Consider the following 23,426-nt stretch of genomic DNA (forward strand, 5'->3'; position numbering starts at 1 on the left):
TTCAAGCCAGCGAACAGAGCAATATAGGGTGCGAAAGTTCCGCTGCAATTTTTTGACGGCAAGCGTCAGAAACGTTACCAAAAAAACGTACGCAGACAGGTCGCGCGCCGAGGGCTTCCTCATCTTTCATGATAGAGGGTGAGGAAGCCCTTTACTCATCACGATTTTCACCATCCGCAGCCGTCATGTTGATGTCAAGAGCGGTGTGGATGTGGTTCTTGCCTTCAGAGAAGCCGGTCTGTTCAGCCAACGTGGTGTCAGCGGTGCTCGCATCAACCGTCACCGTACCAGTGCCGTCGATGGAGTCGACAGGCGTGGTTGTCGTGTTGGCGACGGAGAGGTGGCCGTTCTTCAAAACAACCTTAGAGGATTGGCCGAGCGTGTCGGTATCTTTGTCCCATGCGGTGGTTTTGTCGGAAACCGTCTTTTCGACATCAGTACCCACATAGGAGGTTGCTCCTTTGTCAGTGGAGACCACGAGCGAACCCATGATATCCACAGTACCGTCAACGGCTGTAGGAGCCGCCATCGCCGCACCAGCGACGAGGGATGCCACCGCCGCAGCGATAACCGTCTTCACGGCCTTGCCCTGATAGGAAGAAGCCTTTTCGCTTGTCACGACTGTGCCGCGCGTCAGCGAGCGAGCCACTTTGAATGTCTTATTCATTTTTTGGGTTAACTCCAAATCAATTGATTTTGGTGAGCTTTCTTGTTTCCCCCGCTAAGGAGAAAAAGCTCATGCCCGCTTAGGCTCATTTCTTCGAGGAGAAGCCGAGCAGTCGCAGGCACAGGCTTGATCCTAAGAAAATGCACAGATCGGGGGGGGGGGTTAACCCTAGTAATGAAGATAATTTCTCTGTATTTCGCAAAATAAAGAGAATTTAGTATGTGTAGTATAAACCCGAGTTTGCTAATGTTGGCGATCTGCCACGTCTTCCAACTCAACCTTAAAAATAATAAGTATTTTATGTAATAAAATATAAAATTCCTAGAAAAAGTCGATCCCTCAGGAAATCTCACCGACGCGCCAGCATCTCCTCATGCGCCTTCATGCCGATGAGCGATCCGGACGACATCGGTCTCGGAAAAAGCTTCGCCACGATAGGCGTGAGAAGCTCGGCATAGTCGGACGCACTGATGCCGGTTGTGCCGCTGCCGTTCGTTGAGAGCGACAGGAACTGCTTCGCATCTCCGAGCTTCGCTTCAATCACCTTGCGAAGATCTTGGGATGGGCGAATGAAGAAAACTGCATTGTTCGTGCGAAGAACCGGTGCCGACGGGCGCCCGGATTCTGCAGAGAGAACCAGTGCATTGATGACGGTCTGCAGAATATCCTTCGTGCGCATGGCTTCCGCCCAGCGGAGGGGATCCTCGGACCGGCCGCCCTTCGACTTGTATTCGAGCGCGATGAGACCGGAAGAGAGTTCAATCACAGCATCGGGCTGCGCAAAAAGGTCGCCGGAGGAGAAGGTTTCCCGATCGGATTCAGTAATCAAGAGCTTGCCGCTTCCCTGAGGAAGAAACGGCACCAGGCGAAGCGTTACATCGTCCCAGCGGGATACGGCTTCCGGATCGAAGAAGACGGCTTCAATGCCGGCGCCGCAGAGATCCGCATGCGCCATGGAAAGGCCGACGCGCCTCTCGAAAGGAAGCGTCAGCAGAAAATTCGCCCGCCCGAAAGGATCGGGAAGCTTCGGCGTTATCGGAGCGGAAGCAAAGGGTGCGGGCTGGGACGGTTCGGGTGCGGGATCCGTTGCCGGAGCCGATGCTGCCGCAGGCTGGGGGAGAGCCTTCTCTTCTTCCTTCACATCTCTTACGGGAGCCGCAGCCTCAGGAGCGCGCCCGGGCATCATGGGTTCAGCGGCTTCCGTAATGTCCGGGCCCTGGGCGCGAAGGCGCGCGAGTGCGATCGGAGCCTTGAGCGCCCGGCGGTCAAAGCTTTCAAGCGGATCTCCGGTGGCGGAGGGAGGCTCTTGCGAAGGCTGGGTTAAAGCAGAATCTTCCGGCGCGTCAATGGCAAGCGGGCTCTTCTTCTTAAAGAGCGACGCAATAAAGAAGATGAGTCCCGTAATCAGAAAGCTCGCAAGCACGAAGGCTGCCGCCGCGAGGATCAGAAGTCCCGCGGGGGTTTGTGCGAAGTCGAGAAGCTCTTGCCAGAGTGCCTGCATGCCTTAATCCTTGTGTTTCCGTCAGGAGCGGTTGGAAGACGGGCGCTTTTTTCGGAAGGGCTTTTCCCCCTGAGGCTTGCCGCGGGAGAGCGTCTGGGCCATGCCTTTGCGGGCAGCGTTCCTGGGCGCATAGCGCGGCGCTTGGCTTTCCCTGGGCTCCGCGAGAAAGGCAAAGACGCAGGGGATTTTCGGCAGCGTGCGTTCTTCTTCCGAAGTCTTCTTCCAGTCGGCAACCGTCTTCGTGCGGATGTTTTCGCTCGTCCCCGTGATGTCGAGCGCTACGGTAAGTCGCGTTGTAGGAGCAAGCGTCTCAATGAGTCCGGCGAGAAAGGCCGTGTTTCGATAGGGCGTTTCAATGCAGAGCTGCGTTTCGCTTGCCCGGCTCGCGGCTTCGGCCGCGAGAATCGCAGCGCGCCTTTCATCCTCATGAATGGGAAGGTACCCGAGGAAGCGGAACCGCTGGCCGTCGAGCCCGGAAGCCATGAGCGTTAGAAGAAGCGAGCTCGGGCCCGTAAGGGGCACGACGCAGATTCCGAGTTCGTGCGCGCGCTGAACGATCTGCGCTCCCGGGTCGGCGATGCCGGGGCACCCCGACTCGGAAATAATCCCGGCGCTTCGTCCTTCAACGACGGGAGCCAGCCAGGCGTCGATTTTTCCCGCCTCCGGGTCGTGTCCGATCTCCTCAATCGTGAGGGTTGAAATGGGCTGAGGATGCCCCATGCTCTTCAACGTTCCCCGGGCCGTCCGGGCCGCTTCAACGAGAAAGTAGTCGAGCGACCGCGCAACCTCGAGCGTGCGCTGAGGAATGGTTTCCTCGGGCGCACTCGTGCTGATCGGACAGGGAATGAGGTAAAGCGTTCCGGACATGAAAAGACGCCTTGGGGAGAAAGAGAAGAACGGCTTCCAGGGGAATCGTGAGCTGACGGATCAGTCCTCAAGAATTCCGGGGAGCACCTCAATGCCGGCTTCGGCAAGAAGTGTCGTGAGCTTCATGAGCGGAAGACCGATCAGGGAGGTCGGGTCGTCGGATTCGACCGAAGCCATGAGTGCAATGCCGAGCTTTTCGATCTTGGCAGAACCCGCACAGTCGAAGGGCTTCTCGCGGTCGACATAGGCTTCGATCGTTTCGCGGGAGAGCTTCCGCATGCGGATCGTGGTGAGGCTTTCAAGCTTCTTCGCATTTCCTTCGGCGTCGATCACGCAGAGGGCGGTGGCGAAGACGACGGTATTTCCCTGCATGCGGGAGAGCTGCTCGATCGCGCGCTCGCGGGTATGGGGTTTGCCGAGCTTTTCACCCAGAAGGTTTGCCGTCTGGTCCGACCCGATCACAACGGATCCGGGGTGCTTCTCCCAGATGGCGCGGGCCTTCATTTCGGAGAGGCGAAGCGCGGTTTCGCGGGGCGTTTCTCCGGGAAGAGACGATTCATTAATGTCGGGGCTTTCAGCAAGATAGGGAAGGCCGAGACGGTCGAGGAGCTCGCGGCGGTAGCGGGAGCTCGAGGCAAGAATGAGCTGTTTGGTCATAGTGGCTCAATTCTAGCGGCGCTCTCATGCGCTTTCGAAGGCGCGTGTCTTTTAATGCGCAGCCTCCTCGTTAAAAATCGCAAATCTTTCGGTGCCGGCTTCCTCAGGATCGGTAGACTTCGCGGGGAACCGCGAGCGACCTCATCAAGGATGAGCTCGGGTCCCAAATACCCCCGAAGAGCGTTGAGAACTCTGGGTGCAGGGGAAAACACAGTTCGCAGAGAACACGCTCAGGATAAAAGGCAGAAGAATGACGCAGTACGTTGATATTTTCGAACTTTGCAAAAGAGAAGAGGAGCTTGAAGGTGAGGTTCCTGTGAAGAACCTCCCGCAGCTCTGCACGTTTCTCGCGACCGATCGCGGCGTGATCAAGTTTGCTGCGTCGGGCGAGGGTGAAATCCGCGGACTTCCCGCCGCCACGCTTTCCATGGAAGGCGACGTGGATATGTTCTGCGCGCGGTGCAACAAGCCCGTCACGGTTCACATTGAATCGGAAGCAGTCTTCCGTTTTGTGAAGACTGAAGCCGAAGCCAACGCCCTTCCGATCGAAGACGACGAGGAAGGCGAAGATGTCGCCGTCGGCTCGAGGCACTTCGACCTTGAAGACTGGGTGGAGGAAGAAGCCATTCTGTCCCTCCCGCGCATGGCCGTGCATGAGGACGGCTGCGAAGAGAAGCCCGTCTGGGAGGATGAGCCTGAAGCGGAGGAAGAGAAGCGCCCGAATCCGTTTGCTGCGCTTGCGGCTTTGAAGAACAAGGGAAATTCTTAAAAGAGAAAGAGCTCTGAGCGAAGAAGCAGTGATGCAGAAGAGCTCTTATTCCCTGGGACTAACGTTTGCCGGCAGTGCACTTCAAAATCACGCGGCGTGCGTGAAGGACCTGGCGCCGTCACTCCTCGCGCTGAGCACTGCCATCGACAGGCTGAATCGCCTGATCAACGGAGACGGAGCCAAAGTCGATCTCACCGTCAATGCCTGCACCGGCGGAAGCTTTGGCTTCAATCTGACGCTCTCACCGGATTTCTTGTTTCAGGTTGCGGAACTTGTTTCCGGGGACGGCGCGACAAACGTCTGTGATGCGAAAACGCTGGTCGACTGCCTCATTGAGATACTGATCCTCAAGAAATGGCTTCAGGGCCGTAGCAATGCAGAATTTAAAGTTGCGCCTGATGCGAAATCGGTATCGGTGATAGTTGAAAACAAAACGCTGGTAATCAACTATTTCGCTTACCTTGGATTTAAAGATCAGACGTGCAATGAGGCATGCTTAAAGGTTGCAGAGCCGCTTCATCAGACTGGTATAGACAAGCTAACCGTCAGTACGCCAGAGAAGCTTTTTGAGCTCGATTCTTCGGAGGCGGTTGGATTCGAAGCCTCAGAAGCTTTGACGGTGCTCACCGAAAACACCATTCCAGCCGTTGTGCAGGTTGAGTCGACCGCCTTCAAGGTGGGGAAGCAATTACGCGTCTCGCTGGGTGAGCGGAATTCTATTTCCGTCACTATTGATGATCCTGACTTCATTGCAAAGATTAATCAGGGAACAGAAAGGTTCGGAAAGGGGGATCTTCTGAAGGTCGATCTGCATTCAAGACAGGTGATGCTCGGCGGCCGCATAACAATTGAGTATGCGATTACCAAAGTGCATGAACACAAGGAGAAGCCGTATCAGGGAAAGCTCTTCTGAACCTGCTCCAGGGACCATCGCCGCCAAGCACGTCAACCGCCTGCGGCGAAGGTTCTCGATATCCATCATCATGAATAGGCAGCTTTCTTCGCACGAACGAACAGATAGGCAAAGCCGAGCCCGAGAATCGCGAGCGTGCCGGCGAGGAGGCAGATCGTCTGATAGCTCATTCCCGCCTCTTTGAGCATATTCATCGCCATGGGACCCGCGAATCCGGCGACCGAAAAGCCCGAGAACATGATCCCGTAGTTGACGGAATTGTTTTTCGCGCCGAACTCCTCTGCGGTAAAGCCCGGATAGATGCCCATGAAGGCCCCGAAGGAGAGGCCGATCGCAAGAATGCCCGCAGAGAAGAGCAGATGGGCGTTCTGGTCTGAGAGCGAAAGCAGAACAGTTGCCAGAATTGTGAGAATGAGGGCGCCTGAGAGCGACGCAAGACGTCCGAATTTGTCGGAGAGCGCGCCGACCAGAAGTCGACCGAATACGTTTGCGAGCGCCAGCATGGAAACCATTGCGGAGGCGGCTGCCGCGTCGAGCCCGACCACATCCTTCGCGAGACTCCAGCAGTGCGAGATGATCATCATCCCGGGGATGGCGCCGCAGAGCATGAGCGCCACCATGGGAGGAAAGCGCGTTGATCGAAGCATTCCGCGCCAGTCGCATTCTTCCGCTGCCATCTGTTTGCCGGGTGCGGCAGCAGTGAATTGCTTTGCAAAAGCGTCCGGGCATTTTTCGAGGAGAAGACCTCCTGCGACGATCACGATCGCGAAGACGCCGCCCAGCGTGAGGAGCGCGGCTTCAATGCCTTCCGTCTCAATGAGCGCATGCGCGACGGGAGGAAGAATCACCGAGCTCAGCCCGTAAACCGCCGTGGCGATGCCGCCAGCCAATCCTCTGTGGTCAGGGAAGAATTTGAGCGTGGTGTTGACGCTCGACCCATAAACGAGCCCGAGTCCCAGGCCGAACCCCAGCCCGTAGCCGAGGATGAGTTCGAGCGGCGTCACGGCCGTGGCGGCGAGATAAAAGCCGAGCCCCATCACAATGCCGCCTGCGGGAATGATGGCGCGCGGTCCGAAGCGATCGTTGATCCAGCCGCCGAGGATCATCGGAATGGGCGCAATGCCGTTGGCGAGACTGAAGGCTGCGGCGAGGCTTCCTGCCGTGACGGCAGTGCCGGTGATGAGGGAGAGGCGCTCGGCAAGGGGCGGCGCAAAGACCGACCAGGCATAGATCGATCCGGCGCAGAGGTTGATGACGCACGCGGCGGTAAGGAGGAGCCAGCGTTTTTTGAGGAGGTTCATATTCTTCTTCCTGCGCGGGGTGTTTCGGGGAAAATCAGGGGAAGCGTTGGATTGAATCCGAGCGTCGGACCGGAAAGCGTGCGTGAGAGTTTCGGTACGCCTCCGGGAATGGCATGCGCGCAGAGGTCATGTCTTTCTACTGCATCTTCGCCTTCGGCAGTTGTTAGGACAATCCCGCCTTTCCCGACAACGACGCCGTTCTGGAGAATGGGTCTCCCGCACGCGAATGAGTGAACGGCTTTGCCCGTCTTCGGGTCGTAGAGCACGAAGTCGGCATCCGCTCCCGGGGCAATGAAGCCTTTGGCGGCGAATCCGAGCGCACGAGCTGGAAGGAGCGCCGTGCGGCGGGCGAATTCAACCGGCGTCAGAATCCTGCGCTCCATCAATGTCCAACCGTAATTGAGAACCGAGCCGCCGTCAGCGGTCAAGTCTTGAGAACTCATGAAATCAATAAGAAAGCTTCCGTCGCTGCGTTTCTTTCCGGCAAGAGCGTGAGGAAGCAGGCATTCATCCGGTTCCTCAAAGCAGATTTCCGTGATGATTTCCGGATGGGCTTCGAGCAGTGCGGCCGTTCGGTCGGGGTTGTCTGAAAAGTCATCCAGGTGGGTGAGGAGAAACGGGATTCCGTGCGCAAGGCGGACGACTTCCTCGAGTCTTTCTAAGGGCGTGCCGGAGGATTGCGTTTTGCCAGCCTGTACGGAGATCCATGCGCCGAGTTTTTGGGATGCTTCTAAGCACCTTCCGGTTGCTTCGGGCGTCAGAGAAAAGTGAGCGCCAAGGAGCTTGATCCCGAATGCACCTTCTTCGAGCGCGGTTTCCATGAAGGCTTCGATCTCTCCCGCAGTCGGGTTCGGGCCGGAGATGTTTTCTCCGGGGAGCATCGTCTTCAGAATGGCGACGGTGAGGCCGCAGCTCTTCTCTGCAAGGCCCTTAAGCAGACATCCCGTTGAGGAAGCTCCGGCAATCAGCGTGGTCGTGCCGCTTTTTACGGCGGCGTGCGGGTCGAATCGTTTCAGGGAAAGCGCAAGGCGAGCATCCACGATGCCGGGCTGAAGGATGAGGCCCTCTCCTTCGAGCGTCTCACGGGCGCTCTCGGCGGGGAGCGTCCGCGCAAACTCTGCAATCAATCCGTCCTCTACGGCAACGTCGCTTTTCCCCATAAATCCCGAGAGGGGATCCGCGATGACCGCATTGCGGATGAGAAGGTCGAACATGTCTGAAATTTTTAAAAAGAGAACTCGAAAAGGTGCAGCCGCTTAAAAAAGCAGCCCGCCGCACGCTTTTCGAGTTCTTTGGTGAAAGCTCATGGGAAGCTCCGAAAAGACTCAGAAATCGAAGCTTCCCTCTGAAGAGCTGCCTGGAGAAGAAATTGAATCACACGCAGAAGTAGATGCCGATGAGCGTGATGATCATTGCCGGAGCCGTGCGCTTCACGATGTCGATCGGGCTCACGCCGGCAATGCCTGCGACGAGGATGAGGCCGCCCGCAAGGGGTGAGGAGAGGCGGCCGAAGTGACCCGAGAGCATCGCAAGGTATCCGAGGAAGTCGGCGGCAAGACCGAACTTCGCGGCGTGGGGCGTCACGGCTTCATTGAAGGCAAAGGTGGCAGCGTCGCCCGACCCCGTGACAAGACCCATGAGGAAGGGGCCGGCTGCGGCGCCGATCTTCGCAATTTCGCTCGCCTGCGTCATCGTGCCGATCAGAAGGTCGATCACGCCTGCGGCGCGAAGGCCTGCGGCGAAGACGCCGGCGGCGATGATGATGCCGAGGATGTTGGCGTAGCCGCGGCCCATGCCGTCAAAGAAGCGCTTCACGGCTTCGGCCGGATTCGTGCGGGTGACGGCAAGCGCATAGATCGTGCCGATCAGCATGGCGGTGGCGACGGAAAGCTTCATCTGCGGCGCCCAGATCGAGGCGCAGACGAGAATCGCGACCGGAATCATGGGGGCTACGGCATAGATGGGGTTCGCCTTGGCAGGAAGCTCTGGGAGCTTCTTCTCCGTTGCCGCAGGAGTGGCGGCATCAACCCGGTGCTTTTCACCATAGTCGCGGTAGACGAAGCAGAGCACCGTCATGACGACGATCACCGAAATGGCGGACGCGAGACTGTAGGTGCTGAATTTCCCGATGAAGCTCATCACGTCGGTATCGGCAAGCTTCGCGATGAAGACGTTGTGAGCGCTTCCCGGATTGAAGACTGCCGGCGTGATGGAGCCGACGATTGCCGCTGCGGCCATTGCCGGGCTGAAGCCCGATCGGCGCAGGAGAGGAATCAGGGTTGGTCCCACGGCGGCGCAGCAGCCCGCCGTGGAGGGAATCGCCACCGCCACGATGCCCGTGATGATCATGGAGAGCGGGAGCAGAAGAACGCCCATCTTCTTGAGGGGCTTCGTAAGAAGCGCCACGAGATGAAGGTCGCATCGGGTGATGGAGACGACGGCGGCAAAGCCCATCGCCGAGCAGATCGAAATGATGAGCCCGCCGTTCGTCATCGACTTGTCGAACTGCTTGAAGGCCGCCATGGGATCAAGCGCGATGACGGCCATCAGAAAGCCCGCGGTGAGAAGGACGAGTCTCGTTTCCATGCGCTTCACGAGCGCCCAGATGGCGGCAAACGTGATCGCGACGGCAGCGCAGATTGAGATAGACATTTCCAATGCTCCTCCCGGTATTTAGAAGCGCTTCTGAAGACCAATGTGGCCGGTCCAGCGGTTCACGTCGTTCGCGCTCGAGCCGAAGTGCGCGAAGGTGCGGTCGCTGTCGAGCGCACCAGAACCCGTCGAATAGGAAAGCGCAACGTAGGCCTTTGCGGTCTTCGAGAAGTAGTACTCGAAAGCGCCGTTCACCACCGTGCGTTCGGCCGTGATCTTTTCGTCTTCGGTCTTGTGGCTGCCGTCAAAGTAGATCACGTCGCCGATGAGGCGGATGCTGGCCGTAGGCCAGAACTGCGCGCCGAGGAGGTAGGTGGAGCCGTCAATGCCGTGGCGGGCGGCGGAGCCGTACCAGCGGTCGACGTTCCAACCGCCCACCATGCGCCAGTCGTCGTGATACTGGTAGGCGGCAAAGAGCTTCACGGAATCGGTGAGCTGATAGGTCGCGCCGAGGGTGTACGCGCGGGCGTTTTCGCGGTCGTACTTCTTGCCCTTGTCGGGATCGGTCGCGGACGGATTCTCGTCGTAGCCGAAGCGCTGTTCGGTTGCGCCCGTCACGATCATGAGGGGACCGTTCGTGTAGGAGAGCATCAGGGCAAGCTGGCGGTTGTTCTTCCCCGTTTCGTCCGCTTCCTGACCGGTCGTCGCGAGGGAATACGTGATGCCGCCCTGGAAGCCGGCAGCCTTCGGCGACATCCAGGTGATCGAATTGTTGCCGCGGGCGTCGTTGCCGAACATGCCAGAAATCGAGCAGTCGACGGAATAGGCGGTCTCAAACGGGTCGAGAGAGCCGAGTCCCCAGCCGTAAGGCGCCATCGTTGAACGCACCGTACCCATGCGGCCGAAGCCGAGTTCGCCCCAGGTCTTCGACTTGACGGCAAGAATCGCGCGGCGGTCGAAAAGCATGGTGGAGCCCGTGGGCGCGCCGCCCGACGTGTTGCTCAACGTACCGTCGTCGCTCCCGAACCCGGTTTCAAGGTACCCGCGCATGGAGAGGTCGTCGGTGAGCGCTTCGTTGATCGTGAGGCCGATTCGCGAGGCGCCGTTTTCCATCTGCAGCTTGGCATTGTCTTCGCTTTCAACCTTCTGGAAGAAGAGCGCGGTTTCAACGCGGCCGTAAAGCTGAACATCGGCAGCCTGAGCAGCGGAAGCCAAGGCTCCGGCAATGGCGAGGAAAAGTGCCGTCCGGGTGATGCGGGTGGTCGAATGCATGAGGATTCTCCTGGTTTTGTGGTGAGTGGTTGAAGGGGAGCGGGGAAGAAGGGTCAGTTCTTTCCGTTGAGTCTTGCGACCATGCGCGTGAACATGCGGTAGCCGTTCAGCATCGCTTCGTCCTGAATGTCGAAGTCGGGACGATGATGTCCGTGGTGGTTTGCGCCGTACATGAAGAAGACGGCTTCGCCGCCGGTTTCCACGACGCGGTTCATGAAGACCGTGCAGTCTTCAGAGGCGCTTACGCGGGAGTCGTAGGCGGCGCGAATGCCCGGGATCGACTGCGCAACTTGAAGTGCAGCCGCCTGGAGTTCGGGCGACGGGGGGAGCGTCATGGAGGTGCCGCAGATGGTGACGGAACTCTTGACCTCGCTCGCTTCAGCAACGCCCGCCACGATTTTCTGCACGCGTTCGGTGAGAAAGTCGTTCACGTGGTCCGTGATGCCGCGCGTTTCGATCTGCATGTAGGCATGGGCGGGCGTGACGTTTCTGCCTTCGCCCGCGTGCAGAACGCCGATGCTGATGCGGCTGTCGCCTTCGCTGTGGCGCGGAATGCCGGCAATCATCGTGGCGGCCGAACAGGCGGCAAGGAGCGCGCTTCGTCCCTTTTCGGGGTCCGCTGCGGCATGAGACGGGATGCCTTCAAATTTGATGTCGAGCTTCGTCGTGGCAAGAATGCCGCCCTGAAGGATGAGGATTTCGCCCAGTTTGGCAAAGCCTCCGATGTGCGCGCCGATGAGATAGTCGACGCCTTCCACCGTTCCGCCGGCCGTCATGGCCTGAGCGCCTCTGACGCCCTCTTCGGCGGGCTGGAAGATGAGGCGGATGGTGCCGGAGAGCTCCGCGAGATGGTCCTTTACCCAGCGGGCGACGGAGAGGCCGACGGAGGTATGCGCGTCGTGTCCGCAGGCGTGCATGAGGCCCGGGTTCTGCGATGCAAAACCTTCCTTCACAGGGATGTGGTCGGGGGAGTTGGTTTCGGCCACGCAGACGCAGTCCATATCGAAGCGAAGCGCCGTGACGGGGCCGGGACGGCCGGTTTCGACCTCGGCAACGACGCCCGTGAATTCGCCGGCCTCTTCGATGAACTTCGCCGGAACGCCGTGTGCGACGGCGCGTTCAATTGCTTTCTTTACCTTTTCCTCGCTTCTGCCGAGCGCATGGAGGGGATCAATGTTGGCGATGCCGGTCTTGATGGGGAAGCCGAGCTTGCGGAGCTCTTCGGCGACGAACCAGGTGGTTTCGAATTCGGTCCAGCCTTCCTCCGGATGCTGGTGAAGCTTTCTGCGCGTTTTAGAGAGACAGCTGAGGACGTCGGAATCAGTTGGGGACATGGGAATGGGTGCCTCTTCAAAAAAGATGCATCCATTTTTTGACGGACAAGGCAGGGCTGCCTACTTGAATGTTCTCTTTGCTAGCAAAGTTCGGGTTTTGCCTTAAGTCCTAATTTATCTTTTGATTTCCAATAAATTTTTATCGATTCTCAGTTGGTTAAAGTCAGATTTGGTCTTCTCAAGATAGATCGAAAGGCGTACTTTGCTAGCAAAGTATTTTTTCGGAGACCCGCTAAATGTCCGTCAGGCTCCCTTCCTATGCAAGAGTCAAGCTCCTCATTCGTCAAAGAATCAGTTCGGGCATCTGGCGCGCGGGAGAGATGCTGCCGCCGCTCGCTAAGCTCGCAGAACTCACTGAAGTGAGCATCGGAACGGTAAGGCGCGCAGTGGCGGAGCTCGCCGCCGAAGGCGTGCTCGAAACGCATCAGGGAAAGGGAATTGCCGTTGTGGATTACGGCAAGCGCTACTGGAACCGGTTCCATCGGTTTCAGAGACGCGACGGGAGCCTCATTCTGGAATATGAGGACCGTCTGGTGCTCTTTGATGTTTCTCCAGCCAGTGACGAGATTGCCCGGCAGCTCCAGCTCATGCCGGGCGACCCGGTCATCCACTGGAGGCGGGAAATGAATTTTGACGGGAGGTGCTCGGGCTTCGACGAGAGCTACCTGCCGCAGAAATTTTTTCCTTCGCTCACGCGCAGGGTTCTGCTCGAACGGCCGAAGGATATGAGCATCTATGCGCTCTACGAAAAGATCGGAGGCATTGTGGTTGCGCATTCAGCGGACTGCATCTGCGCGGAAGCGCTCTCCGACGACGATGCGCGGAGCCTCTGCCTACCGCCCCATACGCCGATGCTCGTGCTCCATCGAACCTCTCGGCTTCCGGACGGACGGATCTGCGAATACCGCATCGAGCGGGCGGACGCGCGGTTCGTGCGCATTGCGATTTGAGTGCTAAGAATGCGATATCTGGAATAAGGCGGAAGTGCACTTTCGCAGTATCTTGGATTTGGATTGAAAATTTCCTTAAAAAGCAATAATGAGATATTTTTCTGATTTTTAAATTGAGCGAGATGCAAAGAGAATTTTCTGCTCTTTTGCACAAATCATCCTTCTCCTAGGCAGATCTCCCTAAGGATTTGGAGCTTCTGAGATGTTTTCACTATTGCCGCCCGGTGCTGATGGGTGCATTATTCACCGCACGACAACGGAAACGAACAGTCGCTTTCCATAGAACTCATATAGATCAACTTTTCATTTTGGAGATTTCGCAGATGCATTCAAACGCTTTTCAAAGCACGGTTTCCCGCCGGATGCATCTTGTTCTCCATGCTGGTCTCCTGCGCCTTCGACTTAGGGTGGAGGACGGCATCTGAATCGCCTCCGGCCTTGAGCCGGAGAGTCGAGAGCCTTCCTCCCAAACCCCCGCAAAAATGCAGAGGTGCCGGCTCCTGAAAAAAGTCCTGAAGACTTCCGGGAGCTCGATCCGGGCGGCGCGAAGAAAATCGCCCCAATCGCCCCAATCGCCTGAAGCTCCTGTGAAGCGCGTCATCCTCTGCGGTTTTAAAGAACCTTCATTTCTTTTCGGATGACCATCATGTTTGCTCCTTCCTTCTCTTCTTCCTTCCTCTCCTCCATCTCCCGCCGCGACTTCATTGCTGCCGCAACGCTCGCCGCTGCCGGCATCTCCGCTTCAACCTTCTCCCGCGGCGTCTGGGCCAAGGAACCCGAAAAGAAGTCCGTTACGATTGCCGTGGGCGGCAAGAACCTCTACTACTATCTCCCGATGGCGCTCGCCGACTGGATGGGGTTCTATAAGGAAGAAGGGCTCGACGTGAAGGTGGTCGATTTCCAGGGCGGTTCAAAGTCGCTCCAGGCTGTTGTGGGCGGTTCCGCCGACGTGGTTTCGGGCGCTTTCGAGCACACTCTCATGATGCAGACCAAGCGCCAGCGAATGACGGCCTTTGTGCTTCAGGACCGCGCGCCTCAGTGCGTCTTCGTCATGAACCGCACGACGATGAAGGACGAAAAGGATCCGGCGAAGCTGAAGGGCCGCCGCATCGGCGTCTCGGCTCCCGGCTCGTCCACGCACGTCATTGCCAATTTCGTCATGCAGCACGCGGGCGTGAAGCCCAATGAATTCTCCGTGATCGGCGTGGGCACGGGGGCGGGCGCCATTGCCGCCATGCGTGCGGGTCAGATTGACGCCCTCGTTGGCCTCGACCCCGTCATCACGCAGCTCACCGACGAAAAGGCGATCACGATCGTTACCGATACGCGCCGCGTGGATGAATCGGATGCGCTCTACGGCGGCCCGATGGTGGGCGGGTGTCTTTATGCCCCGGAAGCCTTCGTGAAGGCGAATCCGGAAACGGTCCAGCGCCTCACGAACGCAGTCATCCGCTCGCTCAAGGTGATCGAGAAGGTAACGCCCGAAACGCTCATGAAGTCCGTGCCGCGTCAGGCCTTCATGGGGAATCCGGAGCTCTACGCCCACTGCTTCGTCAACAACCGTCCCTCGATGTCGACCGACGGCCGCTTCCCCGCGGGGTGCGTTGAGGCGGCGGCGAAGGCCCTCTCCTCCGTGACGCCCGCGCTCGCGTCCTTCAAATTCGACGCAGCCGCCTGCTTCGCCAATCAGTTTGCTGAAGCTTCGCCCATCAACGCCAAAAAGGCGTAAGGGATCTCGCAAGCACGCTATTTCCTCCGTTCCGACTTTTTAAAACCGCATTCCACTCAGGCATCCGTGATGTCCGCATCTACCACTTCGCAATCGGGCGGCATGCCCGCCCTCGAATTCAAGAACGTTTCCTGCCGCTTCCCTGTTCCCGGAGGCATCTATACCGCGACGGAAAACGTCTCCTTCTCCATCGGCGACGGTGAATTCGTGAGCGTCGTGGGGCCGACCGGATGCGGAAAGTCGACGATCCTCAATGCCGCAGCCGGGCTCTTGAAGCCCGCCGACGGCGAGGTGCTCGTCTACGGAAAGCCCCTCCAGGGGCTCAACCGCCGCGCGGGCTACATGTTCCAGGCCGAGAGCCTCATGCCCTGGGCGACGGCGCTCGAAAACGTCACGATGAGCCTCACCTTCCGGGGCGAGGATCCGAAGCACGCCCGCGAGCTCGGCATGAGCTGGCTCGCCCGCGTGGGGCTCGAAAAGTTCCCCGACCGCTACCCTCACGAACTCTCGGGCGGCATGAGAAAGCGCGTCGCGATGGCGCAGACCCTGATCGCGGATCCGGACATTCTTCTGATGGATGAATCCTTCTCGGCGCTCGACATTCAGACGCGCCAGCTGATGGAAGACGAGCTTCTCGCCATCTGGCAGGAAAAGAAGAAGGCCGTGCTCTTCATCACGCACGACCTCGATGAAGCGATCGCCATGTCCGACCGCGTGGTGGTCTTTTCCGCCGGTCCTGCGTCGCACCCGATCGGCGACTTCCCGATCACGCTCGACAGACCACGGAATGTGGCCGAGATCCGCATGACGCCCGCCTTCAACGAATGCCATGCAGCCATCTGGAATGTGCTTCGCGATGAGGTGCTGAAGTCCTATCAGCAGCATCGCGCGGCGATCTGATTCAATCGATTAAAGAAAAAAAGATTCTCGGGGCAGGCAAAGAAAATGAATCATCACGCGAACGCCTTCAAAATCCGCATCTGGCAGTGGGGACTTCTCGCGGCCATCTTCGTCTTCTGGTGGGCGATGACGAAGCCGGGACTGATCCCGCCCTTCTTCTTCTCAAACGACAGCCAGGCGGCCTTCTTCTTCGGCGAACCGTATGAGATCTTCATGCGGATCAAGGACTGGTTTGTCGGGGGAGAAATTTACCGTCACCTCGCGGTGACGCTCTATGAAACCGTGATGGCCTTTGCGATCGGCACCGTGGCGGGCCTCGCTACCGGCCTCTGGCTTGCGCTCTCGCCCATGGCGGCGGCGGTGGCCGATCCCTTCATCAAGGGCTTGAACTCCATGCCCCGCGTTATTCTCGCGCCGATCTTTGCGGTGTGGTTCGGCCTCGGGCCCGCTTCGAAGATTGCGCTCGGCTTTACTCTGGTTTTCTTCATCGTCTTCTTCAACGTCTACCAGGGCGTTCGCGAGGTGAATCCGACGGTGCTCAATTCCGCAAGGATGCTGGGCGCTAACGCGAAGCAGCTCTTGAAGCACGTCTATCTCCCGTCAGCCATGAGCTGGGTCTTCTCGAGCCTTCACACGTCGGTCGGCATGGCGTTCGTTGCTGCCGTGATCGGCGAATATCTGGGGTCGGCAGAAGGCGTGGGCTACCTGATCCTGCAGGCGGAAACGACCTTCGACATGAATACGGTGATGGCAGGCATTCTGGTGCTGACCGCCTGTGCGCTCGTCCTTGACCGCATCGTTACGGTCTGCGAAAAGCGCCTGATGCGCTGGCAGCCTGAGCTCGGGCGCTGATAGCACGCTCGCTTCACGGCTTTAAAAACAAGGCTCTGAGCTTCTCCCGGAAAGGAAAGAGTTCAGAGCCTTTTTCGTTTTTGTCCTTTCGCGCTTGTCAGAAGACTTTGCCTTACCCGCGCCGAGGACCAATCGCCCGGACCGCATGGCCGCCGCGCGAGCCTCTCCCGTGCGTAGCCTTGAGCACATTCGCCGTGGTCTGAGGGGGCTTCTGGGGCAGTGCTTTCTGCGCGGGCTTCTTCGCAGCCTTCGCAGGGAAAGCGCCAGAGGATGCCTTGGAAGAGGACGCATTTCCGTTGGGGCTGCTCTCGCCCGTGCCGCTGTCGTTGCTGCTGCCGCTCCCCTGAGGAGAAAGTCGGGCGAGCGTTTCATAGACGATCGCAAGGCGCTTTTCCGGGTCGTCGCTCGAACCCTTGATTTTGAGCTTCTCGGGCCCCAGCATCTGCGCATCCGTTCTCGACTGCAGGAACTTGATGAGCGCGAGCGGATCGAGATTGGGCTTCTGCGTAAAGATGATGATGATCCCGGCTGCGGCCGCGTCGATTCTGCGGATGCCGATCGCTTCGCAGCGAAGTCTCAGCCGGTGGATGTCGATCAATCGCCTTGCCGGATCGGGGAGCTTCCCGTAGCAGTCGACCAGGGCCTCGGTCGACTTTTCCAACGCGTAGCGGTCTTCGGCGGATGCAAACGCCTTGTAGTAGGCGAGGCGCTGCGAAACGTCGGAGACATAGGAAGAGGGCAGGAGCGCGGGCGCATGGAGATTGATGTCGGTTGAGAGCGAGAGGGGCCCGTCGACCGACGGGCTTTCGCCGCGCTTCAGGGCTTTGACCGCCTGCATGAGCATGCGGTTGTAGAGGTCGTAGCCCACTTCAGCAATCTCTCCGCTCTGGTGTTCGCCCAAGACTTCGCCTGCGCCTCGGATTTCAAGGTCGTGCATGGCGAGGTAGAAGCCCGAGCCCAGGTCTTCCAAAGCCTGAATGGCGTCAAGGCGCTTCTGCGCATCCTTCGTGAATGCGCCGTCAGGCGGCGTCAGCAGGTAGGCGTACGCCTGGTGGTGCGAGCGCCCGACGCGGCCTCTCAATTGGTGGAGCTGCGCGAGCCCGAACTTGTCCGCGCGCTCGATGATGATGGTGTTCGCGGACGGAACGTCAATGCCCGTTTCAATAATGGTGGAGCAGAGAAGGAGGTTAAAGCGCTGCTGATAGAACTCGCGCATCACGCGCTCGAGCTCGCGCTCGTGCATCTGACCGTGAGCGACCGCAATGCGGGCTTCGGGGACGAGCTTTTCGAGCCGAAGCCGCGCGTTCTCCATGGTTTCGACTTCGTTGTGAAGGAAGTAGACCTGGCCGCCGCGCTTCAATTCGCGCAGGATCGCCTCGCGGATCGTGCCGTCCTGGTCGCTCTGCACGAACGTTTTGACGGAGAGCCGCCGCTCCGGGGCCGTCGCAATGACGGAGAAGTCGCGTATCCCCTCGAGGCTCATCGAGAGCGTGCGCGGAATCGGAGTCGCCGTGAGCGTGAGCACATCGACTTCGGCGCGGATTTTCCGCAGAAGCTCCTTCTGGCGAACGCCGAAACGGTGCTCCTCGTCAATGATGACGAGTCCGAGGTTCTTGAAATTCACCTTGTCGGAAAGAAGCTTATGCGTGCCGATGACGATGTCGACCGTGCCGTCGGCGAGGCCTTCGAGCGCCTTCGTGGTTTCCTTCCCCGTACGGAAGCGAGAGAGTTCGGCAATCGTCACGGGCCATGCGCGGAATCGGTCGCGGAAGGTGGCGGCGTGCTGTTCGGCCAGAAGCGTCGTCGGGCAGAGGACTGCAACCTGGCGGCCCGCCATCGCGGCAATGAATGCGGCGCGAAGCGCGACTTCGGTTTTCCCGAACCCGACGTCGCCGCAAACGAGGCGGTCCATGGGCTTGCCGGAAGTCATGTCGCTTACGACCGCTTCAATGGCGCTCGCCTGATCGGGCGTTTCGTCGAAGGAGAAGCCCTCCCGGAAAGCCTGGTAGTCGTTGGGATCGAGCTTGAATTTGAGTCCTTCGCGGGTCTTCCGCAGGGCATAAAGGTTGAGGAGTTCAGCCGCGGTATCGCGCACCTCTTCGGCGGCTTTTCTCTTCGCCTTCTCCCAGTCTCCGCGGCCGAGCTGGTGGAGCGGCGCATGATCCGGGTCCGCGCCCGCGTAGCGGGAGATAAGCTGCAGATTCGTGATCGGCACGAAGAGCTTCGCTTCGTTCTTGTATTCGATCTCAAGGAACTCGGCCTCGCCTTCGCCCGTTTCCATGCGCACGAGCCCGCGGTAGCGCCCGATGCCGTGGTCGGCATGAACGACGGCGTCGCCGGGCTTCAGTTCCGCCACATCGCGCACCATCATTTCGAGCGTCGTCGCGTGCTTCACGCGCCTCAGGCGCTGCCGCCGGGGGCTTGCGGCATAGAGTTCGGTTTCCGTGAGGATGACGAGCTTTTCTTCTTCAAAGACCGCGCCGGAATAGAGCGGCGTCGCGGCGATGTTCACCTTGTCGCCGGCAGCGAGGAAGTCTCGCCACGAGTCGACGGGCGAAAATTTGAGGCCGCCCGAGCGGAAGAGCTCCGACATCGTTTCCTCGCGCCCCGGGGAGGACGCTGAAATGAGCGTTCTCCATCCCTTCATGCCGGATTCCTGCGTGCGGTGAAGGAGCTTTTCAACCGGGTTCTGGCTCTTCCTGTCGACTTCAACGCCCGTGAGGAGCTCAAGGTCGGCGGCTGAGTTGCGCTTTTCCACCGTGAAGCGCGCGAATTTGTTGAGGGACTTGAAGAACTCCTCGGGCTTCTGCCAGAGCATCTCAGGCGGGAGGGCCGGTCGGAGGATGTCGGAAAGAAGGACCTTCGCGCGCGACGTCATGTCGCGCCAGAAGGCCTGGAGCGCCTTTTCAGCGTCGCCCACAAGAAAGACGCGGGTCGTGTCCGGGAGGTAGTCGGCGAGGATGGAAGTCGACTCAAAGAAGAGCGGCAGATAGTATTCAATGCCGGGCGAGAGAATGCCTTTTTCAATGTCGGTGTAGACCAGGCTCTTTCTCGGGTCGCTCGCAAACTGCGTGCGCCAGCGCTGGCGGAAGGCAAGTAGCGAATCCGGATCCACCGGAAATTCGTGCCCCGGGAGGAGGCGGATTTCCTTCGTTTCCTCCATCGAGCGCTGGGTCTCTACGTCAAACCACCGGATTGATTCAATTTCGTCGTCAAAGAAGTCGAGGCGGAAGGGGCGCTCCGACCCCATAGGGAAGACGTCGACAATGCTGCCGCGAACGGCGAATTCGCCGGCGGCAAGAACCTGCTTCACGGAAGCGTAGCCCGCGAGCGCGAGGCGCTCCTTAATTGCGCCGATCGAAATCCGCTCGCCCTCGTGAAAGAAGAAGGTGCTCGCACCAATGTAGGAGACCGGTGCCATTCGCTGCGACGCCGTGATCGCGGAAGCAAGGAGCACATCCGCACCTCCCGTGGGAGCCGTGAGGCGGTAGAGCGTTTCAAGGCGTTCGGAAACGAGGTCCTCCTGGGGCGAGAGAACGTCGTAGGGGAGCGTTTCCCAGTCGGGCAACGGCCTGACATTCAGTTCGGGTTCAAACCAGGGAAGTTCGGACGAGAGCCTCGGCACATCCGCCGGATCCGCGCAGACGACGAGAACGCGCATGCCCTTCGCTTTCATCTCGAGCGCGGCGCGGGCAATCGCCGCGGCGTCGCTTGTCTGGGCGGAGATTTCGAGCCTCCGGCGAACGCCGGGTTCGATGGCGGCAAGATTTTCCTTGAAGAGGATGGGCGAGTCAGTCATGGCATGACGAAGAGAAGAAGAAAGACAAACGCCAAAGCCCGCCCGGCGTGATGCTGCGCAGGGCGGTCCATAGGTGAAGCGCTGATTTTGCGGACATTCTGCCACAAAGGGAAGCTTCAAAAGCCCTCTCTTCGTGCGTTTGGGGAAGGCTGATGCAGCATGCCCGCAGAGCGTAGAGACGTGTTAGCCTTTCGGGCTTTCATCCCTACCTTCATCCCTGGATTTCTTGACTCTCATGACTTCACTGCCGCTTGGGAAACGTCTTCTCGTCGGATTCACGCTCTTCGCCATGTTCTTCGGAGCGGGAAACCTCATCTTTCCGCCCTGGCTCGGCGCTCAGGCCGGCGTTGATGCGCTTCCTGCGCTTGCGGGCTTTCTCGTCACCGCCGTGGGCTTTCCGATTCTCGGCGTAATGGCAGTGGCGGAGTCGGGCGGTTTGAAATCGCTCGCGGGCCGCGTGCACCCGGCATTCGCCTTCGTCTTCATGCTCCTCATCTACCTTTCGATCGGTCCCTGCCTCGCAATCCCAAGAACGGCGAGCACGTCCTTTGAAATGGTGGTGCGTCCGATTCTCGAAAACTTCGGACTTCTCGAAGCTCAAATGGGCGGCTGGTCGCTGCTCGGCACATCGCAGTTTGCTTATTCGGTGGTCTTCTTTCTCCTTGCCTTCGCGGTGGCGCTGAATCCTGAGAAGCTCACTCAGCGTCTCGGGCGATTCCTTTGTCCGGCACTCATTACGCTCATTGCCATCCTCTGGATCGGCGTGATGGCGACGCCGATCGGCGAGCCTGGAGCTGCAAAGGCAGGCTATGCCGCGAACGCCTTCTTCACGGGTTTCATCGACGGCTACCAGACGATGGATACGTTGGCGGCCCTCAATTTCGGCCTCATCATCGCGATGAACATCCGCGCTTTCGGCATTAAGACGGAAAGCGCCGTCGTCAAGGAAACGATTTTTGCGGGCATCGTCGCTGCAGTCATCTTCTTCTGCGTCTACGGAGCGCTCTCCCAGGTCGGCATGGAAGCGGGAAGTCTCTCGAGCAGCTTTGAAAACGGCGCGCAGATCCTTACGGCGGCTGCCGGCACGCTCTTCGGGCCTTTGGGCACTGTGCTCCTCGGGTTCGTCTTCTTTATTGCGTGCTTCAATACCTGCGTCGGCCTCATCGCCTGCTGCTCGGACTACTTCAGCTCGCTCATGCCGAAGCTCGGCTACCGCGGCTGGGCGGCGCTCTTTGCGTTCGTGAGCATGATCGTGAGCAATGCGGGCCTCACCCTTATTCTCAAGTTCTCGATTCCGGTACTCGTCGCCATCTATCCGATCGCGATCGTGCTGATTGTGCTTGCGCTCATCACGCTTGTCTGGCGGCGGCTGCCTCAGCACCGCTGGGTCTATCCGATGACGATTCTCTTCACGGGCGTCGTCGCCATTACGCAGGGGCTTGAAGCCTTTGGACTCACGGTTCCCATGCTCTCCAATGTCTGCAGGGATCTGCCCTGGGCCGCGGAGGGCCTCCAGTGGGTGAGCCCGGCAATCGGAGGCTTCTTCGTGGGTCTCTTCTCTTCCTGGAAGATTCCGCACTGCTGCGATCCGAGCTGATGGAATAGCGGTCTCTGAAGAGTCCATGCGATCCGATTCTCAGAGGCAGTATCAGAGAATTGTTTTTTCGGGCATTCGTTTTCGGACGGGTGCCCGTTTTTATGGGAAGTGCGACGCTGAAGGACAAATTCTGACGCTCAATGCTATAGGCGCGCCGAAGGCCGCTTTCTACACTCGGAAAGAAAAGCGGCGCGAGCTCCAGAAGCCGCTTTCTACCTTCAAAGGAGAGAGGCATGACCGGGCGAAAGGTTTTGATTCACGGATATGTCGTCACGATGAACGGCGACTACGAATGCATCGAAGACGGGGCGGTGCTGATTGAAAAGGACCGCATCGCGGCAGTCGGGAAAACGGAAGACATCCTCCTTCAAATCGCCGGTCAGGATGTAGAGCGCATCGACATGACGGGGAAAATGATTCTCCCGGGCCTTATCGATGCGCACACGCATGCCGGGCACTGCCTCAACCGGACGCTTGGACTCGACTCCCGCACGCGCTGGATGGACTACTTAACGAAGCTCTATCACCATTGCACGACGCCCGCCTATTGGCATGCCGAAGGGCGGCTCGCGGCCCTTGAGCGCCTCAAAGCTGGAATCACCTGCGGCGTTTCGGTGATTTCGAACGCCGCACGGTGCGACGACCCCCGCGTCATTACTGAGCATGTCCGCGGGCACGCTGAAGTCGGCACGCGCGAAAATCCGGCGATCGGACCTTCCAATCCGCCCTATCCGCGGGCGTTCGCACAGGAAGAGAACGGCCGCCTCGTTGAAAAGCAATTCACCTTCGACGAACTCATGGCAAAGGCCGAAGAGGCGATTGAGCTCGTGAACGGGAGCTACAACGGCCTCATCGGTGCGTTCGCCGCGCCCTTTGTGATGGTGAGCTCCATCGAAGGCTCGAAAGCAACTCCCGCAGATCTCGCCTGCCGTCTGACGGAAGCCGACCGCCACATGATGAAGTCGATCCGCGAGGTCGCTCGCCGCCAGCATGTGAGGATTCATACCGAAGCCTTCGGCGGGATGATTCGCCTGGCTGCCCAAGCCGACGACCCGCTCCTCGGGCCCGACGTGCATGTGCAGCACTGCAAAGGGATTTCCTTCCATGAAGCGATGATTCTCGCCGAGACCAGAACGAACGTCACCACGACGCCTTCCTGGAATCAGATCCCGATGCGCTGTCCGGTGCCGGAGTTGATCGAGCTTGGTGCAAACGTCGCCGTCACGACTGACGGCACGGCTCCGGCCATGCCGTTCGACCTTTTCCGTGCGGCGCGCGACACCGCGCTTCTGCAGCAGTCGGTCGCGAACGACCCCTTCCTTCTCCCCGCAGGAAAGCTCCTCTCCATGATCACGATCGACGCCGCCCGGGCGATCGGACGCGAGCACGATCTGGGGTCGCTCGAGGTCGGAAAGCTCGCCGACATCACGACGATCAATATGAAGTCGCCCCACCTGATGCCGCGCCTCATGCCGATCCATCAGCTCATGCTTTTCGGAAACGCCGGCGACGTTGCGGATGTCTTCGTTGCTGGCAGGGTGCTCATGCGCGATCGAGAGGTGCTGAGCGTCGCGGAAGCAGATGTCTTCGAGTGCGCGGAAGCTGCGAGCTGTGAAGCAATTCATCGGGCGGGGTATGAGAGGCTCTTGAAGCCAAGCGCTAACTTCTGGACGGGGGCACAGAGCAATCTCGATGAGCTTCGGGAGCCTTGAAGCTTTTCATGATT

At 59.1% G+C, this 23,426-nt stretch carries 18 protein-coding genes; 8 read left to right on the top strand and 10 right to left on the bottom strand.

From position 1 onward, the window contains the following. Positions 1-151: 151 nt before the first annotated feature. The 4 genes from FG381_RS10800 to FG381_RS10815 all read right to left on the bottom strand — a co-directional run bounded on the left by FG381_RS10800 (position 152) and on the right by FG381_RS10815 (position 3,692). The gene (locus tag FG381_RS10800) at positions 152-667 is read right to left on the bottom strand and encodes a hypothetical protein (RefSeq protein WP_139688794.1); all 516 of its coding nucleotides are present in this window, start codon (positions 665-667) and stop codon (positions 152-154) included. Positions 668-1,016: 349 nt separating this feature from the next. Continuing rightward, complete coding sequence (locus FG381_RS10805) at positions 1,017-2,168, bottom strand: hypothetical protein (RefSeq protein ID WP_139688795.1); 1,152 nt, start codon at positions 2,166-2,168, stop codon at positions 1,017-1,019. A gap of 21 nt (positions 2,169-2,189) precedes the next feature. Continuing rightward, positions 2,190-3,035: an SAM-dependent methyltransferase gene (locus tag FG381_RS10810; RefSeq protein ID WP_174857868.1), complete on the bottom strand. Its 846-nt coding sequence runs from the start codon at positions 3,033-3,035 to the stop codon at positions 2,190-2,192. Between the two features lie 60 nt (positions 3,036-3,095). Beyond that, the gene (locus FG381_RS10815) at positions 3,096-3,692 is read right to left on the bottom strand and encodes a Maf family protein (protein ID WP_139688796.1); all 597 of its coding nucleotides are present in this window, start codon (positions 3,690-3,692) and stop codon (positions 3,096-3,098) included. A gap of 250 nt (positions 3,693-3,942) precedes the next feature. Here FG381_RS10815 and FG381_RS10820 point away from each other — a divergent pair, with 250 nt between their 5' ends. After that, positions 3,943-4,461 (top strand): YceD family protein, encoded by a 519-nt coding sequence (locus FG381_RS10820; protein ID WP_139688797.1) that lies wholly within the window; start codon positions 3,943-3,945, stop codon positions 4,459-4,461. 31 nt (positions 4,462-4,492) lie between these two features. Next, positions 4,493-5,374, top strand: coding sequence for a hypothetical protein (locus tag FG381_RS10825; protein WP_139688798.1), 882 nt, complete (start codon positions 4,493-4,495; stop codon positions 5,372-5,374). A 68-nt stretch (positions 5,375-5,442) separates the two neighbouring features. Here FG381_RS10825 and FG381_RS10830 read toward each other — a convergent pair whose 3' ends face one another. The 5 genes from FG381_RS10830 to FG381_RS10850 all read right to left on the bottom strand — a co-directional run bounded on the left by FG381_RS10830 (position 5,443) and on the right by FG381_RS10850 (position 11,873). Then, positions 5,443-6,675, bottom strand: coding sequence for an L-lactate MFS transporter (locus tag FG381_RS10830; protein ID WP_139688799.1), 1,233 nt, complete (start codon positions 6,673-6,675; stop codon positions 5,443-5,445). Next, positions 6,672-7,889 carry an amidohydrolase family protein gene (locus FG381_RS10835; RefSeq protein WP_139688800.1) on the bottom strand — a complete coding sequence of 406 codons (1,218 nt, stop codon included), beginning with the start codon at positions 7,887-7,889 and terminating at the stop codon, positions 6,672-6,674. The genes FG381_RS10830 and FG381_RS10835 overlap by 4 nt, the downstream gene beginning before the upstream one ends. A gap of 160 nt (positions 7,890-8,049) precedes the next feature. Then, positions 8,050-9,327, bottom strand: a complete 1,278-nt coding sequence (gene dcuC, locus FG381_RS10840; RefSeq protein WP_139688801.1) for a C4-dicarboxylate transporter DcuC — start codon at positions 9,325-9,327, stop codon at positions 8,050-8,052. A gap of 21 nt (positions 9,328-9,348) precedes the next feature. After that, positions 9,349-10,539 carry a porin gene (locus FG381_RS10845; RefSeq protein WP_139688802.1) on the bottom strand — a complete coding sequence of 397 codons (1,191 nt, stop codon included), beginning with the start codon at positions 10,537-10,539 and terminating at the stop codon, positions 9,349-9,351. A 53-nt stretch (positions 10,540-10,592) separates the two neighbouring features. Further along, a complete protein-coding gene (locus FG381_RS10850) occupies positions 10,593-11,873 on the bottom strand; it encodes an amidohydrolase (protein ID WP_139688803.1) in 1,281 nt (426 codons plus the stop codon). Positions 11,874-12,109: 236 nt separating this feature from the next. Between FG381_RS10850 and FG381_RS10855 the strand changes: the two genes are divergently transcribed. The 4 genes from FG381_RS10855 (at position 12,110) to FG381_RS10870 (ending at position 16,304) form a co-directional block, all read left to right on the top strand. Continuing rightward, positions 12,110-12,823 (top strand): GntR family transcriptional regulator, encoded by a 714-nt coding sequence (locus tag FG381_RS10855; RefSeq protein WP_139688804.1) that lies wholly within the window; start codon positions 12,110-12,112, stop codon positions 12,821-12,823. 646 nt (positions 12,824-13,469) lie between these two features. Further along, the gene (locus FG381_RS10860; RefSeq protein ID WP_139688805.1) at positions 13,470-14,552 is read left to right on the top strand and encodes an ABC transporter substrate-binding protein; all 1,083 of its coding nucleotides are present in this window, start codon (positions 13,470-13,472) and stop codon (positions 14,550-14,552) included. 69 nt (positions 14,553-14,621) lie between these two features. Further along, positions 14,622-15,452 (top strand): ABC transporter ATP-binding protein, encoded by an 831-nt coding sequence (locus FG381_RS10865; RefSeq protein ID WP_374042082.1) that lies wholly within the window; start codon positions 14,622-14,624, stop codon positions 15,450-15,452. 45 nt (positions 15,453-15,497) lie between these two features. Further along, positions 15,498-16,304, top strand: a complete 807-nt coding sequence (locus FG381_RS10870; protein WP_139688806.1) for an ABC transporter permease — start codon at positions 15,498-15,500, stop codon at positions 16,302-16,304. 112 nt (positions 16,305-16,416) lie between these two features. On the opposite strand, the gene mfd is transcribed toward FG381_RS10870, so the two are convergent. Next, the gene (mfd, locus tag FG381_RS10875; protein WP_228025633.1) at positions 16,417-20,103 is read right to left on the bottom strand and encodes a transcription-repair coupling factor; all 3,687 of its coding nucleotides are present in this window, start codon (positions 20,101-20,103) and stop codon (positions 16,417-16,419) included. Between the two features lie 235 nt (positions 20,104-20,338). Between mfd and brnQ the strand changes: the two genes are divergently transcribed. Both brnQ and FG381_RS10885 read left to right on the top strand, forming a co-directional pair. Then, entirely contained in the window at positions 20,339-21,700 is a 1,362-nt protein-coding gene (gene brnQ, locus FG381_RS10880; protein WP_139688807.1) for a branched-chain amino acid transport system II carrier protein, read from the top strand. A 233-nt stretch (positions 21,701-21,933) separates the two neighbouring features. After that, positions 21,934-23,412 carry an amidohydrolase family protein gene (locus FG381_RS10885; RefSeq protein WP_139688808.1) on the top strand — a complete coding sequence of 493 codons (1,479 nt, stop codon included), beginning with the start codon at positions 21,934-21,936 and terminating at the stop codon, positions 23,410-23,412. Positions 23,413-23,426: the final 14 nt, after the last annotated feature.

Origin of the sequence: Sutterella faecalis (genome assembly GCF_006337085.1) — a bacterium.
In the GTDB taxonomy this organism is placed as follows: domain Bacteria; phylum Pseudomonadota; class Gammaproteobacteria; order Burkholderiales; family Burkholderiaceae_F; genus Sutterella; species Sutterella faecalis.